Raw genomic sequence first — 17,531 nt, forward strand, 5'->3', positions numbered from 1 at the left:
GTTTTAAGGTGTTTTTGGTATCGTATCAGTCCCTAATGTTTGTGTTTCTACTTCTATGGAAGGACCATCGCCTTGCAAAATAATATTTTTTAGAGTAAACGTACGTATAAACTTACTTTTCTCATCTAGAGGGTCTAGTTTTGTATATGTAATTATTATGGAACCACTAGAGCTATTAAGCTTTCTTGTAGTTGTAATAGTATTAGGTAGTGTATTGTTACAAAAAGCTTCCGTTATATCATTGTCAGGGATAGTAGAACTAAACTCTCTATATGTTACCTTATTGGTAGCGTCATCTAATTTGATTATATCTTGTTTTTTTTCAGAAATAGTATGAATTTCAGGGTTGATTTTAAAACTATTACTTGTAAAATTAGTACTGGTAGCTCTATTTTTATCTTTATTTAATTTATAAAAAACAAAAGTATTAGTATTGGTTTCGGGACAATTTTTTAGGGTTCCGCTAAAATCTGTACTTATATTAGCTTCAATAGTATCAGTACCTATAACTAGTATTTCTTTTCTGATGGTAACATTGTCATTTTCTAAAGTTGCATTTTTTACTGTTATTGTACGAATAAATCTTTTTTGAGTAGTCGATACAGGTTCTAACTCTGTATAACTAATTTCAAGAGTTCCATCAGAACTTATTAATTCTTCCGTAATTGATATATTATTCGGAGGGACACTATTACAAAAATAATCAGATTTAGAAATTGGAGAAGAAAATTTTCTATAAATTAATTTGTTACCATCTGCATTAAGAGGTATTGTTGTGGGTTTGGTTACAGAAATAGAATTAGTTTCTGGTGTGATATCAAAAGTTGCACTAGTAAAATTAACAGATAAGGAACGTTTTTTATCTTTGTCTACTTTATAAAATACAAAAGTTTTTTTATCAGCATTAGAACAGTTTTCTAGTTTAGTATCAAAACTACTGATATTAGTTTCGATAATATCGCCTTCACTACAACTAAATATTAATACGATAAAAGATATATAATAAAAGATTTTATTCATGATGATTATATGTCAAGGTCTATTTCTTTTTAGTTTTTTTTGGTATGGTAATATCCCTAAAACCAAATGAGAAATTTTTGTCTTTAAAATTTTGATCACTACGATCAAAAATGAGGTTATTTATAGATACTGTAGTTCTAAATGTTGTTTGTACAGTATTATTAGGGTTTATGTCTACATCAACTGATTTATTAGTAGATTGTGAGTCTAGATAAAATAATTTTCCAGAAACTGGGTCTGTATCATCTCTAGGGTTTCCATTTTTATTAGCATCTTCATTTCGAGTTAAAATCTTGTCGTTATCATCATCATCATCTAAATAATCGGGTATTTTATCACCATCAGTATCTCTAGGAGAATCATCACCAGGTATTTCATTGGGTAGTTCTACACTAGTAAGAATATTATCATTGTCATCATCCTGATCTTTATAATTAGGGATGCCATCTTTATCAGTATCATCATCATCTAGATTTCCATTGTTGTTTAGATCTTCCTGTTCTGCAGGGATACCATCATTATCATCTTCGGCGATAATTTTAGTGCTAATTTCAGATATTCCTTTGATTGCGATTAGTTCTTCTATTATTCTAATTTCATTAGAGGGAACATTACCACAAAAATAATTATTAGTTACTTTTGTGTTAAATTTTCTATATAGTAAATTACTATTATTATCATTCAATTCAATAATTATAGCTGTTGATGTAGCTATAGTATCAGAAAAATTTTCATGAATAAAATTATAAGAAATGGATTCATTAATAGTTTGATTAATCTTAAAAAAAACAAATTCATTTTCTTTAGATCCTTTACAGAGTTGTAAATCAGTTTCATCAAACTCAAATCCGGTAATTATAATATCACCATCATCGCATGAATTAAAAATTAATAATAAAATTAGAAATGAAAACAGTTTTTTCATGTCAGAATGCGTATTTTTTTTTACAAAAGTAAAGGAATTGAAAGATTATAACGTCTCTGGTCTAAAATAATTTTATTTAGATTAGTTTTGTACATATATAAAAAGGAAATTTTATAAAATTATAGTTCTGTTTTTATAAAATTTATAATCATCTACTAAACGATTAATTATTTTATTATATGCAAAAAGTTTATTTTGATAATGCTGCTACCACAGAGGTAAGGTCAGAAGTTATTGCGAAAATGGTTTCAGTATTAAAAGACGATTTTGGAAATCCATCTTCGATACATGGATATGGAAGATCTGCAAAAAATCATATAGAACAAACACGTAAAAATATAGCTAATTATCTAGGAGTAAAATCTTCGGAAATTATATTTACCTCTGGAGGAACTGAAGCTGATAATTTGGTTATCAATAGTGCTGTTAGAGACTTAGGAGTTAAGCATATTATAACATCTAAAATTGAACATCATGCAGTATTGCATACAGTACAAGAGATTGAATCTTGTAATGCTATAAAAGTTAGTTATGTTGCAATAGATGCTAAAGGAAGTATAGATTATGAGCATTTAGAATCACTATTGAGTTCTTCTGAAGAGAAAACATTAGTAAGTTTAATGCATATTAATAATGAGGTAGGAACAATATTAGATATAGAGCGTGTTGGGAAGTTATGTAATATATATAAAGCCCTTTTTCATAGTGATATGGTTCAGTCAATAGGACATTATGATGTAGATTTAAGTAAGTTGCATATAGATTTTACAGCAGTAAGTGCCCATAAATTTCATGGTCCTAAAGGAGTGGGGTTTGCATATATTCGTAAAAACTCAGGATTAAAACCTTTGATTTTTGGAGGAGAACAAGAACGAGGGTATCGTGCAGGAACAGAAAGTGTTCATAATATAGTAGGGATGGATGAGGCACTGCGGTTATCATATGAGAACCTGCAAGAAGAAAAAGCATATATTGAAGATTTAAAACAGTATTTTATAGATACATTAAAAAATACTATTGAAGGTGTAAAATTTAATGCTAGTTGTTCTGATCTAGATCGGAGTACATATACATTAATTAATGTGTGCATTCCATTATCTAATGAAAAATCCGGAATACTATTATTTCATTTAGACATTAATGGTATAGCATGCTCAAAAGGAAGCGCATGTCAGAGTGGAAGTAGTAAAGGCTCACATGTATTGACTGAAATTCTTTCTGAAGAAGACTTACAAAAGCCATCGATACGTTTTTCTTTTTCAAAATTTAATACAAAAAAAGAAGTAGACTATGTTGTTGAGATATTGAAAAAATTTATAGAAAGTTAAATTTTAAAACTTCATACCTAAACGGACATTAAAAACTCTAGGGGTTAAAAAATTTGGAATAGAGAATTGACGTCGACTAGCAGCATCTCTTACAAATGTATTTGTAATTGCATTACGATTATTAAATATATTATAAATTTCAACTCCTAAGCTTAACTCTCTAAATGTATTGAGAAAATGCCCTTTTTTTAGCCTCTTACTTTTATCTATAATAATGTATGACACTCCTAAATCTGCTCTACGATAATCTCGTAGTCTTGTTTGAAAATTATATGGATCTACATAACTAGGAGATCCACCTGGTACACCAGTTTGATACACCATATTTAGATACATTTTTAGGTTTGGGATTGACGGAACATAATCTTGAAATAATACTCCAACTTTTAACCGTTGATCTGTTGGACGTGATATATATCCACGATTATCAATATTTTCTTCGGTTTTTAGATATCCAATACTAATCCAACTTTCAGTTCCTGGGACAAATTCTCCATTAAGTCTTATATCAATACCCTGAGCATAGGCTTCAGCATTATTTCTGGCACGATATCGTATTCTAACATTTTCTATTGTGTATGGATTTACATCAGTTAATTTTTTATAATATATCTCAGATGTTAGTTTAAAAGGTCTTTCCCACATTGAAAAACTATAATCATTTCCCAAAACTATATGTATCGATTGCTGAGCATTAACTTCTGGTCTAATTATTCCTAATGAGTCTCTTAGTTCTCTATAAAATGGAGGTTGGTGATATAATCCTCCGGATGCTCTAAAAATCATATCGATTTTCCAATCAGGTTTGATTGCAATTTGAGCTCTTGGGCTAAAAACAATCTGAGAATCAGAACTGTTTATAGTACTTCCCGAAATATTCCAATTATGTGCTCTTACTCCGATATTGGCCCAGATTTCATTTTCTTTTATATGAGAACGGATACTGTACTGTACATATCCAGAAAAACGATCAATTTTAGCTTTATTTGTAGCTCTGACACTCGTAAAAGGAGTGATCGGAGATACAAAAGGATTATAGGGTTGATTATTTACAAAATCTAATAGTGGAGGTCTTATAGAAAAACCAGCAGAATCGATTACTTCATACTCTTGTAAGCGATCTCTAATATCTTCAGAAGTATGTTTAATTCCCCAATCAAACTGATGCTGGTCTGCAATATAAGTTCCTTTGTGTTCTATATTAAATATTAATGCATCCAGATCATTTCTGGCGTGTGTTAATTGTGATCCTACTCCTTCACTAAATTCTACTTGCCCTAAATTTTCACTGCCGATATCGGTATTTACAGTTCCTAATGCATAGGCTGCAAAAATGTCATAATGCTCTTGCTCTTGGGTATGATATCCTGATGCAATCAGTTTTAATGTTAGATTGTCATTAGCCTTATAAGTTCCTTTTAATGCACCAAAATACGTTTGATATTGATCTTTTTCTTGTCCATTATAAAGTACAGTTAGTGCTTTTATAGTTTGAAGTGTTCCAAAATTTACTTGTTCCTTAATAGGTTTATAATCATATGTATTAAGTGCTAAGTTTCCAAGAAATCCTAGTTCGAATTTGCTAGAGAAATTGTATGACAGATATGTTTGTATATCAGCAAACCTTGGTTGAAAATTAGTTTCCGTGTTTTTAGCATCTACTAATAAACTATTATCCCTGTATCGTAGACCTACAATTGCAGCTAACTTTTTGTTTTTAGAAATTCCTTCAGCAGAAATACTCCCTCCTAAAAGACTAAGGTCTATCGTGGCTCCTAATCTAGTTGGTCTTTTATAGGTGATATCTAAAACAGAAGAAAGTTTGTCTCCATATTTAGCTTGAAATCCTCCTGCAGAAAAATCGACATTACGAACCAAATCAGTATTTACAAAACTTAATCCCTCTTGTTGTCCTGATCTAATTAAGAAAGGACGATATACTTCGATCTCATTTACATATACTAAATTCTCATCATAATTTCCTCCTCTAACAGAGTATTGTGTACTTAATTCGTTATTAGAACTTACTCCAGGTAAGCTTTTAAGAAGCCCTTCTACACCTGCATTAGCAGAGGGAGTGGTTCTTATGGTTTCAGGATCTAGTGTTATAATACCTTCTACTACTTTTTTCTCCCTACCAGATATCAAAACTTCACTTATCTGTTCTACATCTGTTTTTAATATTGGATTTAATTCATATACCTGTCCCTCTTCAAGTTTAATAGTGAACTGCATATTTTTTAGACTGATATGAGAAATACTAACTTGGATTTCTTGATTAGAAGGAATACTCAGTTGATAAACACCATTTTTATCTGACTGTGTTCCAGAATTATTATAGGTGATATTTGCTCCCTGAATCGGTATGTTATTTTCATTAAGAACGATACCTTTTATTGTTGCATTTTGTGCTATAGAAGATACACTGAATACTATCAGATAAATCAAGAAGTAGAGATATTTAGTTTTCAAAAAATATTAGTATTTAAAGTTTTCTAAAAAATGTGGTTTCGAATGTTGCTCGATTACCTACATTATCTAACACAACAAGTTTAAAATTATTTTCCGAACTGATATTATTTTTATCATTAAAGTCATAAACTAGCATTCCGGTTTTATAATCGTATTCTAATAAAATAAATTTTCCATTGATTGTTCCTCTATAACTTTTTATTCCTGATTCTGAATCATTGATTTTTATTTTTAAATGTGTTGCTTTTGAGATCCATTTATTGTTAGCTACATTGATAGGCATTATTGTTGGCTTTTGACTATCTGTAAAAAGAGCATAAGTTCCAAAAATACGTGTTCTAGTAGAGAATCGATTTCCTTTCTTTAATGTTCTAGTGTAATATGGCTTTTTAGATTTATTTACTCTGCCAATATAGAGTTTCTTTTTGTCTTCTTGTTTATATCGAGATACATCAAAAACAATTGTCATGTTTTTGTGTAGTGGAGTTTTATTATTATGAATTTTAATTGTTTCTCCATTAGTTACGATATCTAGATATGTATCTTCATATAGGCTACCTTTAGGAATCAAAATGTCAAAAATACTTCCACTATAAGTATAATTTTCATTTGCTTTGGCATACTCTGGAGTTTTTGTGATTTCAGTTTTTGTGATTGTTTGATTATACTTTCCTTCTATGGGAATATTGATTGTTGTGGTATTATTTTTAAAATCTTTAAGATGTATTGTGTATGTATAGGAAAGACTGTCTTTTATGATAATAATACCATTATCAATTTTTTGTTTAAAAATAGTTAGTGGGTTATTTTTTTCTATAAATAGTTTGGTTATTCTACTTTTATATTTTTTAAAATAAGAGAAATCAATAAGTCGATTTATGTACCGTGTTTCTGCAAAGGAGAAACGATTCATTTCTATTTCTAAGTTTTGTAGCCCGTTAATTTGTGTATTAATTTTATATATTCCATTATTGTTAGCGGCTAAATCTTGTTTGTCTATCGTAGATACACCAAAACCTAGTTTACCATAAGCAGTTATGCTTTCTGCTTTAAAATTTCCATCTTCTTGAGGTATAAGCCTCAGCTTTACTGGTTTTTGAGTTCCGTTAATATGTGTGTTTTTATCTAAACTATATGCCCATAGACTATTTACAATAGGTTTTTTGGTATCTTTTACTTCTATACCAAAACTCATAGGATTCATAGGTCTAGATCTTGGGTCTCTAATTTCAAAATGAAGATGGGGGCCAGAGCTACCTCCTGTATTACCACTATAGGCTATGATATCTCCTTTCTTAACGAGTAAAGAGCCAGATTTAGGGTAAAGTTCTATTTCATAAGATTCTTTTGCATATTGTTTTTCTTTTACAAAAGCTTCAATCTCTGGAGCAAACTTTTTTAAGTGTGCGTATACTGTAATATAACCATTAGGATGAGTTAGGTATATAGCTTTTCCATATCCTCCATGCGAAATTTTTATCCTACTTACTCTTCCAGATGCAGATGCATATACATTAAGACCTTCTTCTCCTTGCGTTTTCATATCTAAACCCGAATGAAAATGGTTAGACCTTAATTCACCAAATGTTCCTGAAGCTACTATAGGAATATCTAAAGGATGTATAAAATAATCTTTAGAAAGTTCCTTTTGTCCATAGCAAAAAGAGAAACTGAATAAAAGAAATATTATAATTTTTTTCATAAAAGCGGGGGGTGTATTATTTTTATGAATTGTTACTAAAATTACTTGTCATTTTTATGAGTGATACTATCTTTTAAAGCGTGATTGATTGCATCGTTTAAATAACCTCCAGAAATGATTTTTGTTCTAACTTGATTTACATTTTTTTTCATTTTTTGATATTCCTCTGTAGATAAGTTTTTTAGTTTATCACTTAAGTCATCTAGATTTGAAATTGTAAAGCCTATATTATTATCTTTTATAAAAGTACTTATAGCAGCCTTATCCCATACAATTACTGGTAATCCGCATAAAATATATAATGAAGTCTTATGAGGATTGTTATATCGTAGATATTGACCATATTGCCCACTACATTCTTTTGTAGAGATACCATCCCAAACTAAGCCAAAAGATCCTTTAATATGATATGCTACTATATCAGAAGGAAATGCGCCTTTATATGATAATATAGACTCTTCTTTATTAGTTTTTAGTTTATCATCATTAAATCCAATACCATATAGATTCATTGTAAAATCTTTTTTATCTAATACATCAAGATCATAGATATAAGAATTTTTACCTTCTCCAAAACCTCCGGCATATACTATTTCATGAGGTTTTTCTCCTGTAACGGCATTATTTTGATCTGGTAATCCATCATTTAATATGTAATCAAAGATTCCGAGTACAACTATAGGTATTTTAACACCTTGTTCCAGAAACCAGTTTTTCATAGCATCATTGTGTACAATAATTGCATTTGATGAGATTATTTTCTGTAACTCTTTGTCAGAATTACCAGTTCTGCCTTTTAAATATCTTACATCATGAACGATTGTAATAATGTTGCATCTTTTTAATTTAGCAATGCCTAAAACATAACTTCTAAATTTGTTTAAGGGATATTGAGTACACAAAGTACTATTAAATGGTAGCCGTAACAATGCATAAGTTATACCTAAGAAATTTTTGATGGTACCAATAGCAGAGTTAGGGATTGATGATTGTTTAAACCCAAGGTTCTTAAATCCCATTTCTGCAAGAATAGACTCACAGTCAGTTTTTGCTTTACCAGCAGCATTAAAAAGGGATTTGTAGTTTCTAGAAATGAAATATCCTTTCATATAAAAATGTAAATTTATTGCAGAAAGATACACACATTTTATTTTTTACACCATATTCTTTAGAATATTATCGCAGATGATTTTTTTAATGTGTTTATTATCCCAGTTTGATTTAAAAACATCAAAGATATGATTTGAATTTTATAACATCACATAGTATATAAAATAAAGCTATAAGGAAGTATAGTAAAGTTTTGTTTTATAGGAAAATATAAGGTGTTATGAATGTTGGTCTTTTCAGGTTAAATAGGTATTTACTATAAAATCATTTTAAAAGTAGTAGTTTTGATGATTCAAATAATAATGAGATGTTTTTTTAAACAAAAAATAAAATATTAGTGAAAAAAAAAGAATATGACTATTTAATTGTGGGAGCAGGGCTGTTTGGCTGTGTTTTTGCTCATGAAATGACAAAACGTAATAAAAAATGTCTTGTGATTGATAAACGAGAGCATTTAGGAGGGAATGTATATTGTGAGGAAAAAGAAGGAATCAATGTGCATAAATATGGAGCTCATATTTTTCATACTAATGATAAAAAAATATGGGATTACGTCAATCAATTTGCAACCTTTAATAATTATATAAATTCTCCTTTATCATTGTCAAAAGGGAAACTGTATAATTTACCTTTTAATATGAATACTTTCTATCAATTATGGGGTACGAAAACACCAAAAGAGGCAAAAGCGATAATTGAAGAGCAAATACGGCAATACGGTACAAAATCTCCTAAAAACCTTGAAGAACAAGCTTTATCTTTAATAGGTAAGGATATTTATGAAACTTTTATTAAATCATATACAGAGAAACAATGGGGTAAAAAAGCAACAGAACTTCCTGCTTTTATTATTAAAAGATTGCCAGTGAGGTATACCTATAATAATAATTATTTTAATGATGCTTATCAAGGAATACCAATTGGAGGGTATAATACAATAATTAATGGATTATTAGAAGGTGTCGAAACCAAAGCTAATATTGATTTTTTTAAGGATAGAATAGATTTAGAATCGTTAGCAGATAAAGTTGTTTATACGGGCAAAATAGATGAGTTTTTTGAGTATAAGTATGGACAATTAGAGTATAGATCATTACGTTTTGAAAATGAATTACACGAAACCGAAAATTATCAAGGAAATGCAGTTATAAATTATAATGATGCATCATATGCATTTACTAGAATTATTGAGCATAAACACTTTGAATTTGGTAGTCAAAAGAAAACAATTATAACAAAAGAATATCCAGAAAACTGGGATAAAGGAAAAGAGGCTTACTATCCTATTAATAATGAAAGAAATCAGCAGATATTTAAAAAATATAAAGAAGAATCACAAAAATTAAAGAATGTAATTTTTGGAGGAAGATTAGCAGAATATCGATATTATGATATGCATCAAATTATAGCATCATCATTAACCAAAGTAGCAGAAATTTCTAAGATTGGATAGTAATAAAATATGGCTTTAAAATTAGTTTAAAAACTATTGGGTTTTTTCAATTGGTATGTTAACTTTGTGTAACGAAGTATTGTGTAAAAGTTATAATGAGTGATTTAATTGAAATTATTGATTCTCTTGAAAATAGGATAAGCAAGTTGTTGCATAAGCATGAGTTAATGAAGTTGCAAAATGATGACTTAAGAACGAGAATTGTTGAATTAGAATCCAATTCAGAATCTCAATTGGATCAATTAAAGCAATGGGAAGAGAAATTTGCTGCACTCAAAAATGCTAATGCAATGTTAGGCAGTGATAAATATAAGAGGGAAACTAAGCTTAAGATAAATGCCTTAATTAGGGAGATTGATATGTGTATATCTCAACTTTCTGAATAAGTAAACTATGGGAAAAAAACTTAAAATTAAGTTATCTATTGCTGATAGGATATATCCATTAACGATTAATCCTAATCAGGAAGAAGGTTTACGAAAAGCAGCAAAGAGTATAGAAGTGATGATTAAGCAATTCGAACAAAGTTATGCGGTTAGAGACAAGCAAGATGTATTAGCAATGTGTGCTTTACAGTTTGCGACAAAAGTGGAACAAAAAACTATAGATAAAAATGATGATATGGATACTATAGCAAATAGATTAAATGAATTAAATGATTTGCTATATGATAATTTATCATAATATTTTTAAAAATAAATAATAAAATTACTGCCTGCACTAGTTGTTATTTTGATAAACTCAACAAGAATTAATTAAAAAGGGTGAGTTTAAGTTGTAAAAGCATGCCGCCATTGAGTGGACCCTTGAGCAATTTGTTAGCCCTAAACCTGTTTTTACAGAGTTTATACAAAACCTTTACTAGTGTAGGCTTTTTATATATAAATACTCACATTAATTATGGATAACAATATTGTATTTTTGATAGTTGCTGCGATAGCAGGAGTAGTGATAGGGTTTATCATTGCCAAAGTTATGGAACGCAACAAAGCGTCAGAAATGATTAAAAATGCTAAGAAATCTTCTGAAAGTATTTTAAGAGATGCAAAAAACGAAGGAGAAACTATTAAAAAAGATAAAATATTACAAGCTAAAGAAAAATTCATTGAATTAAAATCAGAACACGAAAAAGTAATATTATCTAGAGATAAAAAAATAGCTGAGGCTGAAAAAAGAACAAGAGATAAAGAATCGCAGGTCTCTAATGAATTGTCTAAAAGTAAAAAACTTAATACAGAATTAGAAGCTAAAATAAAAGAAAGTAATCAACGTCAGGATTATTTAGAAAAGAAACAAAGTGAAGTTAAGAAGCTGCATAAGAGTCAAGTGCAACAATTAGAAGTTATCTCAGGATTATCTGCAGAAGAAGCGAAAGAGCAACTTGTAGAATCTCTAAAAGGACAAGCGAAAACAGATGCTATGGCACTGATTCAGGATACTATTGAGGAAGCAAAACTAACAGCTAAACAAGAGGCAAAAAAGGTTATTATAAACACGATTCAAAGAATAGGTACAGAGGAGGCTATAGAAAATTGTGTTTCTGTATTTAATATAGAAAGTGATGATGTAAAAGGTAGAATTATAGGACGTGAAGGAAGGAATATTAGAGCTATCGAAGCAGCAACAGGAGTGGAAATAATAGTAGATGATACTCCAGAAGCTATAATTTTATCCTGTTTTGATTCTGTAAGACGAGAAGTAGCTCGTTTATCATTACATAAATTAGTTACAGACGGAAGAATTCATCCTGCACGAATAGAAGAAATAGTAAGAAAAACTAGAAAACAAATTGATGAAGAGATTATTGAAGTAGGGAAACGTACAGTAATAGATTTGGGTATTCATGGATTACATCCAGAATTAATAAAGACTGTTGGTAGGATGAAATATAGATCTTCTTACGGACAAAACCTTCTCCAGCACTCTAGAGAAGTAGCTAAGCTGTGTGGGGTTATGGCGGCAGAATTAGGATTAAACCCTAAATTAGCTAAAAGAGCAGGGTTGCTTCATGATATTGGTAAAGTACCTGATACAGAAACAGAAGTTCCTCATGCTATATTAGGAATGCAGTGGGCAGAAAAATATGGAGAAAAGCAAGAAGTTTGTAATGCAATAGGTGCTCATCATGATGAAGTGGAGATGACATCTTTGATATCACCTATAGTTCAGGTATGTGATGCAATTAGTGGTGCTAGACCAGGTGCAAGAAGACAAGTGCTAGATTCTTATATACAAAGATTAAAAGATTTAGAAGGTATTGCGTTTGGGTTTGATGGAGTTAAGAAGGCTTATGCAATTCAAGCAGGGAGAGAGCTACGTGTTATTGTAGAAAGTGAAAAAGTTAATGACGAAAAAGCAGCAAGTCTTTCTTTTGAAATTTCTCAAAAAGTGCAAACAGATATGACATATCCTGGCCAAGTGAAAGTAACAGTTATAAGAGAAACAAGAGCTGTCAATATTGCTAAATAGCAACGCGCATTTTAGTTTTAATAAGACGAAAAACCAAGAAAGGATAATACATTATAATGTATTATCCTTTCTTGGTTTTTTTGAATTATGCAATGTTATGGAAATCATAAAATAAGAGAGGAAAACTAAAAATGGTATGACAGTATCCATAATTTTGTGTAAATAAAATTTCAGCGGGTTTAACTTTTTATAGTTGAACCCGTTTTTCATATATAGTTAAGAACTGATTAAGTATTAATCCCCAATTGGGTGTTGGAGCTGTCCACTTTTTAGTACTCTGCATTAATGCTAGATATACTGATTTTTTAAGGGCATCATCTGTTGGGAATGCCATTTTATTTTTAGTGTACTTTCTGATTTTACCATTAAGGTTTTCGATAAGATTGGTAGTGTAAATAATCTTTCTGATCTCTATTGGGAAGTCAAAAAATACAGTGAGTTCCTCCCAGTTTCTTTGCCAGGATTGCACCGCATAAGGATATTTGTCATTCCATTTTTCTGCGAATCGATCTAGTTCTACTTTGGCCATTTCTTTATTTGGAGCATTGTAAATATGCTTCATATCTCCAGTAAATTCTTTTTTGTCTTTCCAGACTACATAACGTGCACTATTGCGTATTTGATGCACTACACAGACCTGAGTATCTGCTGTTGGGAATACGTTTTTGATAGATTGAGTAAAGCCATTAAGATTATCTGTTACAGTCACCAAAATGTCCTCTACCCCACGAGCTTTCATATCAGTAAGTACGCCTTGCCAAAATGCAGCAGACTCATTATGTCCAAGCCACATTCCCATGAGCTCTTTACGACCTTCTCGATTAAGCCCAACGGCTAGATAAATGGTTTTGTTTATTACTTTTCCAGCTTGTCTAACCTTAAAGACAATACCATCCATCCACACCACGCAATACACATTCTCTAAAGGCCTGTTCTGCCAATCTAGAACGTGTTGATTAACCCTATCAGTAATAATTGAAATCGCTGAAGTAGAGAGTTTAAATCCGTAGATTTCTTGCAACTCATCTTCAATATCAGAAACACTCATTCCTTTAGCATAAAGAGAGATCACTATGTTTTCAACTGATAAGGAGTTGCTTTTGTGTTTAGGCACCACAATAGGTTCAAAACTACCTTGACGATCTCTAGGAATCGTAATCTGGCTTTTACCAAATTCAGTCTTGACCTGTTTACTAGTGGTTCCGTTTCGAGCATTACTGGTAAGGTTCTTGGCATTCTTGGGATAACCCAAGTGAGCATCAAGTTCTCCCTGCAACATTGATTCTAAAGCAGTACTGTGAAGCTGTTTTAATAAACTGGTTAACTCGGCTTCGGTCTTTAAACCATCCAGTAAGCCACTTTCTAAAAATTGTTTCTTTAAATCTTCCATAAGAAAACTGTGTTATTAAAATTAAACAAAAAAAATTAGGCGGGTTTTAAAACCCGCCTAATTTTTATTTACACAGTTTATTGGACACTACCAATGGTATTTACCAATCGTAAAAATCTCTGAATAACTTATTGTTTGTCGAAAAAAAATAGAAGTATTGATACTGTCTTGATAAAATTAATGCATGAGATTAGCATTACTATTTATATCTTTTTAAAATCATATCCTTCCATTCTAAAGCATCTTCCATGGTTTCGAATTGCATAAATTCTTTATTATAAAAGACCTTTTCTATTTTGGTTTGCATTTTTTGTTTTGGATCGTTGGAGACTACAGAGAACCCAACTAAATTTTTAATTTTAGCTGTTTCAAAGTATATAATGGGGTTTATTGTATATGAATTGATACGGTGTGTGATGTAGACGAAGTATTTGTTTTTAAAATGTTTTTCTACAATTTTTACTAAACTATCATTGTGTTCAGGTAGTATAGTAATACCTTCTTTCATAACTGCTATTAAATAGTTGTCATATATTTCTATATAAGAAAATTTAGAGTCGTATGAAATAATCATCGAAGGCTGCTTATTAGCTTTTTTAAAAGTCAATTTTGATATGAAATTTGTGTTATAGAAATGAGCTATTTATTTGTAATTTTAGAATATATAGCAAATTATTTGAAAGCATTTATACTTCATTATTAAACTATATAATGTCATGTTTTTATGATGTAAAAAAAGCTACTATATAATAGTAGCTTTTTTGATCATTAATTAGTTTTATGACTCAGTAGACTCTTCAGCCTTTTTTATCTTAATTGTTAATTCTCCTGCATCGTCATCCATATCCATAAAAATACTATCACCTTCTTTTAGCTGAGAGTTAATAATTTCTTCGGCTAGAGCATCTTCAATATACTTTTGAATAGCTCTTTTTAAAGGTCTAGCTCCATATTGTCTATCAAATCCTTTTTCTGTGATATAATCTTTAGCTTTTTCGCTTAGAGATAAGTCATATCCAAGGCCTTTGATTCTACCATATAGCTTATCTAGTTCGATATCAATAATTTTATGAATATCTTCTCTTTCTAATGCGTTGAATACTACTACATCATCTACTCGATTTAAAAATTCAGGAGCAAATGCTTTTTTTAAGGCATTTTCTATAACCCCTTTGGCGTAATCGTCTGCTTGTGTTTTTTTTGCGGTAGTTCCAAAACCAACTCCTTGTCCAAAATCTTTTAACTTACGAGCTCCAATATTAGAAGTCATAATAATAATAGTATTTCTGAAATCAATTTTTCTACCTAGGCTATCAGTAAGATATCCATCATCTAATACTTGAAGCATCATGTTAAAAACATCAGGATGCGCTTTTTCAATTTCATCTAATAATATAACAGAGTATGGTTTTCTTCTTACTTTTTCTGTAAGTTGCCCTCCTTCTTCATAACCCACATATCCAGGAGGAGCTCCAATAAGTCTTGAAACTGCAAATTTTTCCATATACTCACTCATGTCAACACGGATAAGAGTATCTTCACTGTCAAAAAGCTCTCTGGCAAGTACTTTGGCTAATTGTGTTTTACCAACCCCAGTTTGACCTAAGAATATAAATGATCCGATAGGTTTATTAGGATCTTTAAGACCTGCACGATTACGTTGTATTGCTTTTACAACTTTGCTAACGGCTTCATTCTGCCCAATAACTTTTCCCATAATGAGGCTTGGTAATTCTGCAAGTTTATTGCTCTCGGTCTGGGCAATACGATTTACAGGAATCCCTGTCATCATTGATACTACGTCTGCTACATTATCCTCGTTTACTATTTCTTTATGTAGTTTTGAGTCTTTTTCCCATTGTTCCTGAGCCGTAGCTAATTCTTTTTCAAGATTTTTTTCATCATCTCTAAGCTTTGCCGCTTCTTCGTATTTTTGTTTTTTAACGACGCTGTTTTTAAGTTCTCTTACTTCTTCAAGTTTTTTCTCGAGATCTAATATTCTTTTAGGAACATCTATATTTGTGATATGTACTCTAGATCCTGCTTCGTCTAAAGCATCAATAGCTTTGTCTGGCAAGAAACGATCTGTCATATATCGATTTGTTAACTTTACACAAGCTTCAATAGCTTCTGGAGTATAGTTTACATTATGATGTTCTTCATATTTTTCTTTAATATTGTTAAGAATTTCTATTGTTTCTTCAATATTTGTAGGCTCTACAATTACTTTTTGAAAACGTCTTTCTAAAGCACCGTCTTTTTCTATATACTGGCGATATTCATCTAGTGTTGTTGCTCCAATACATTGTATTTCTCCTCTTGCTAAAGCAGGCTTAAACATATTAGAGGCATCAAGGCTTCCAGTTGCTCCACCAGCACCAACAATAGTATGAATTTCATCTATAAAAAGAATAATATCATCATTCTTTTCCAATTCATTCATTACTGCTTTCATTCGTTCTTCGAACTGTCCTCTATATTTTGTTCCTGCAACTAAGCTAGCTAAATCAAGAGTTACAACTCTTTTATCAAATAGTATTCTAGAAACTTTACGCTTTACTATCCTTAGAGCGAGCCCTTCTGCAATGGCAGATTTACCTACTCCCGGTTCTCCTATTAATAGAGGATTATTTTTTTTACGTCTACTAAGTATCTGAGATACTCGTTCTATCTCTTTTGATCTTCCTACTACTGGATCAAGTTTACCTTCTTCTGCCATGGTTGTTAAGTCACGACCGAAATTATCCAGAACAGGAGTTTTAGATTTTTTTCCTGCTTTATTACCTCCGGTAGGAGAATTAAAAGGGTTTTCTTTAGCGGAGTCTCCTGTTAAGTCGTCATCTTCTGAGAAAGATTCTGCTTTTGGGTTGTCTATATATTCGTCTTCGTTAGCAATCATAAACTTAAATTGGTCTTTAACGTTATCATAATCTACTTTTAAACGATTTAAAAGCTTTGTAGTTGGGTCATTTTCATTTCTCAAAATACATAATAGAAGATGAGCAGTATTAATAGAGGAACTTTGAAATAATTTTGCTTCTAAAAAAGTAGTTTTTAAAGCTCTTTCTGCCTGCCTTGTTAAATGTAAATTTTTTTTCTCATTTGAGGCAATCGCAATACTAGGATTTGCAGGGCTGAGAATTTCAACCTTTCTTCTTAGGTTTGTTAGATCTATATCTAAAGCATCAAGGATATTGATCGCTTTTCCGCTTCCATCACGTAATAACCCTAGCATAAGATGCTCTGTACCAATAAAGTCATGCCCTAGCCGTAGTGCTTCTTCTTTACTGTACGCAATAACATCTTTAACTCTAGGGGAAAAATTATCATCCATAAAATTATTCTCTTTCTTTGTTCTTTATAACTAAAATAGTAATTTTTAGAATTACATTTACAAAAACTATTCCTTTTAATCGATCATTAACATATATCTACTAGTAAAATGAAATTTTGTCATGAAATTTTAGTTCTAAAAAAGCATTAATTCTATCCATATCTTTAAACTCTATATGCATTATTTTTTTACTTCTATTGGGTAAATAGACAAAAAAAGCTTTAATAATCAAAATCGAATATAATAGACTTATTAACTAAATATGTCCTTACTATTGTTAATAAATTACGTATATTACATAAGTAATTAGATGTTAAAGCTGTCCTAA

13 protein-coding genes and 1 other RNA gene are annotated in these 17,531 nt (G+C 30.6%); 6 read left to right on the forward strand and 8 right to left on the reverse strand.

What is annotated here, in order from left to right; all coding sequences use genetic code 11:
* Window positions 1-3: 3 nt before the first annotated feature.
* Complete coding sequence (locus tag N456_RS06565) at window positions 4-1,020, reverse strand: hypothetical protein (RefSeq protein ID WP_062055156.1); 1,017 nt, start codon at window positions 1,018-1,020, stop codon at window positions 4-6.
* Window positions 1,021-1,039: 19 nt separating this feature from the next.
* The gene (locus tag N456_RS06570) at window positions 1,040-1,945 is read right to left on the reverse strand and encodes a hypothetical protein (RefSeq protein WP_062055158.1); all 906 of its coding nucleotides are present in this window, start codon (window positions 1,943-1,945) and stop codon (window positions 1,040-1,042) included.
* A gap of 179 nt (window positions 1,946-2,124) precedes the next feature.
* Between N456_RS06570 and N456_RS06575 the strand changes: the two genes are divergently transcribed.
* Complete coding sequence (locus N456_RS06575; RefSeq protein ID WP_062055160.1) at window positions 2,125-3,273, forward strand: cysteine desulfurase family protein; 1,149 nt, start codon at window positions 2,125-2,127, stop codon at window positions 3,271-3,273.
* A 3-nt stretch (window positions 3,274-3,276) separates the two neighbouring features.
* On the opposite strand, the gene N456_RS06580 is transcribed toward N456_RS06575, so the two are convergent.
* From N456_RS06580 to N456_RS06590, 3 genes are read right to left on the reverse strand one after another with little or no spacing between them, the layout of a single operon-like run.
* On the reverse strand, window positions 3,277-5,745 hold the full coding sequence (locus N456_RS06580) for a TonB-dependent receptor (RefSeq protein ID WP_082422455.1): 2,469 nt from the start codon (window positions 5,743-5,745) through the stop codon (window positions 3,277-3,279).
* Between the two features lie 13 nt (window positions 5,746-5,758).
* Window positions 5,759-7,447: a M23 family metallopeptidase gene (locus tag N456_RS06585; RefSeq protein ID WP_062055164.1), complete on the reverse strand. Its 1,689-nt coding sequence runs from the start codon at window positions 7,445-7,447 to the stop codon at window positions 5,759-5,761.
* A gap of 41 nt (window positions 7,448-7,488) precedes the next feature.
* On the reverse strand, window positions 7,489-8,556 hold the full coding sequence (locus N456_RS06590; protein ID WP_062055166.1) for a glycosyltransferase: 1,068 nt from the start codon (window positions 8,554-8,556) through the stop codon (window positions 7,489-7,491).
* 338 nt (window positions 8,557-8,894) lie between these two features.
* Here N456_RS06590 and glf point away from each other — a divergent pair, with 338 nt between their 5' ends.
* The 5 genes from glf (at window position 8,895) to rny (ending at window position 12,479) form a co-directional block, all read left to right on the forward strand.
* On the forward strand, window positions 8,895-10,010 hold the full coding sequence (gene glf, locus N456_RS06595; RefSeq protein ID WP_062055169.1) for a UDP-galactopyranose mutase: 1,116 nt from the start codon (window positions 8,895-8,897) through the stop codon (window positions 10,008-10,010).
* A 95-nt stretch (window positions 10,011-10,105) separates the two neighbouring features.
* Window positions 10,106-10,396, forward strand: coding sequence for a hypothetical protein (locus N456_RS06600; RefSeq protein WP_062055171.1), 291 nt, complete (start codon window positions 10,106-10,108; stop codon window positions 10,394-10,396).
* A gap of 7 nt (window positions 10,397-10,403) precedes the next feature.
* Entirely contained in the window at window positions 10,404-10,694 is a 291-nt protein-coding gene (locus N456_RS06605) for a cell division protein ZapA (protein ID WP_062055173.1), read from the forward strand.
* Window positions 10,695-10,749: 55 nt separating this feature from the next.
* Window positions 10,750-10,857, forward strand: a non-coding RNA gene (gene ssrS / locus N456_RS06610) — 6S RNA.
* 53 nt (window positions 10,858-10,910) lie between these two features.
* A complete protein-coding gene (rny, locus tag N456_RS06615) occupies window positions 10,911-12,479 on the forward strand; it encodes a ribonuclease Y (RefSeq protein ID WP_062055175.1) in 1,569 nt (522 codons plus the stop codon).
* Window positions 12,480-12,666: 187 nt separating this feature from the next.
* Here the strand turns inward: rny and N456_RS06620 are convergent, their stop codons facing one another.
* The 3 genes from N456_RS06620 to N456_RS06630 form a co-directional block, all read right to left on the reverse strand.
* Window positions 12,667-13,869 carry an IS256 family transposase gene (locus tag N456_RS06620; RefSeq protein ID WP_062055177.1) on the reverse strand — a complete coding sequence of 401 codons (1,203 nt, stop codon included), beginning with the start codon at window positions 13,867-13,869 and terminating at the stop codon, window positions 12,667-12,669.
* Window positions 13,870-14,068: 199 nt separating this feature from the next.
* Window positions 14,069-14,443 (reverse strand): hypothetical protein, encoded by a 375-nt coding sequence (locus tag N456_RS06625; protein ID WP_062055180.1) that lies wholly within the window; start codon window positions 14,441-14,443, stop codon window positions 14,069-14,071.
* Between the two features lie 204 nt (window positions 14,444-14,647).
* The gene (locus N456_RS06630) at window positions 14,648-17,203 is read right to left on the reverse strand and encodes an ATP-dependent Clp protease ATP-binding subunit (RefSeq protein ID WP_062055182.1); all 2,556 of its coding nucleotides are present in this window, start codon (window positions 17,201-17,203) and stop codon (window positions 14,648-14,650) included.
* Window positions 17,204-17,531: the final 328 nt, after the last annotated feature.

Origin of the sequence: Aquimarina longa SW024, from assembly GCF_001401755.1 — a bacterium.
Classification (GTDB): Bacteria; Bacteroidota; Bacteroidia; order Flavobacteriales; family Flavobacteriaceae; genus Aquimarina; species Aquimarina longa.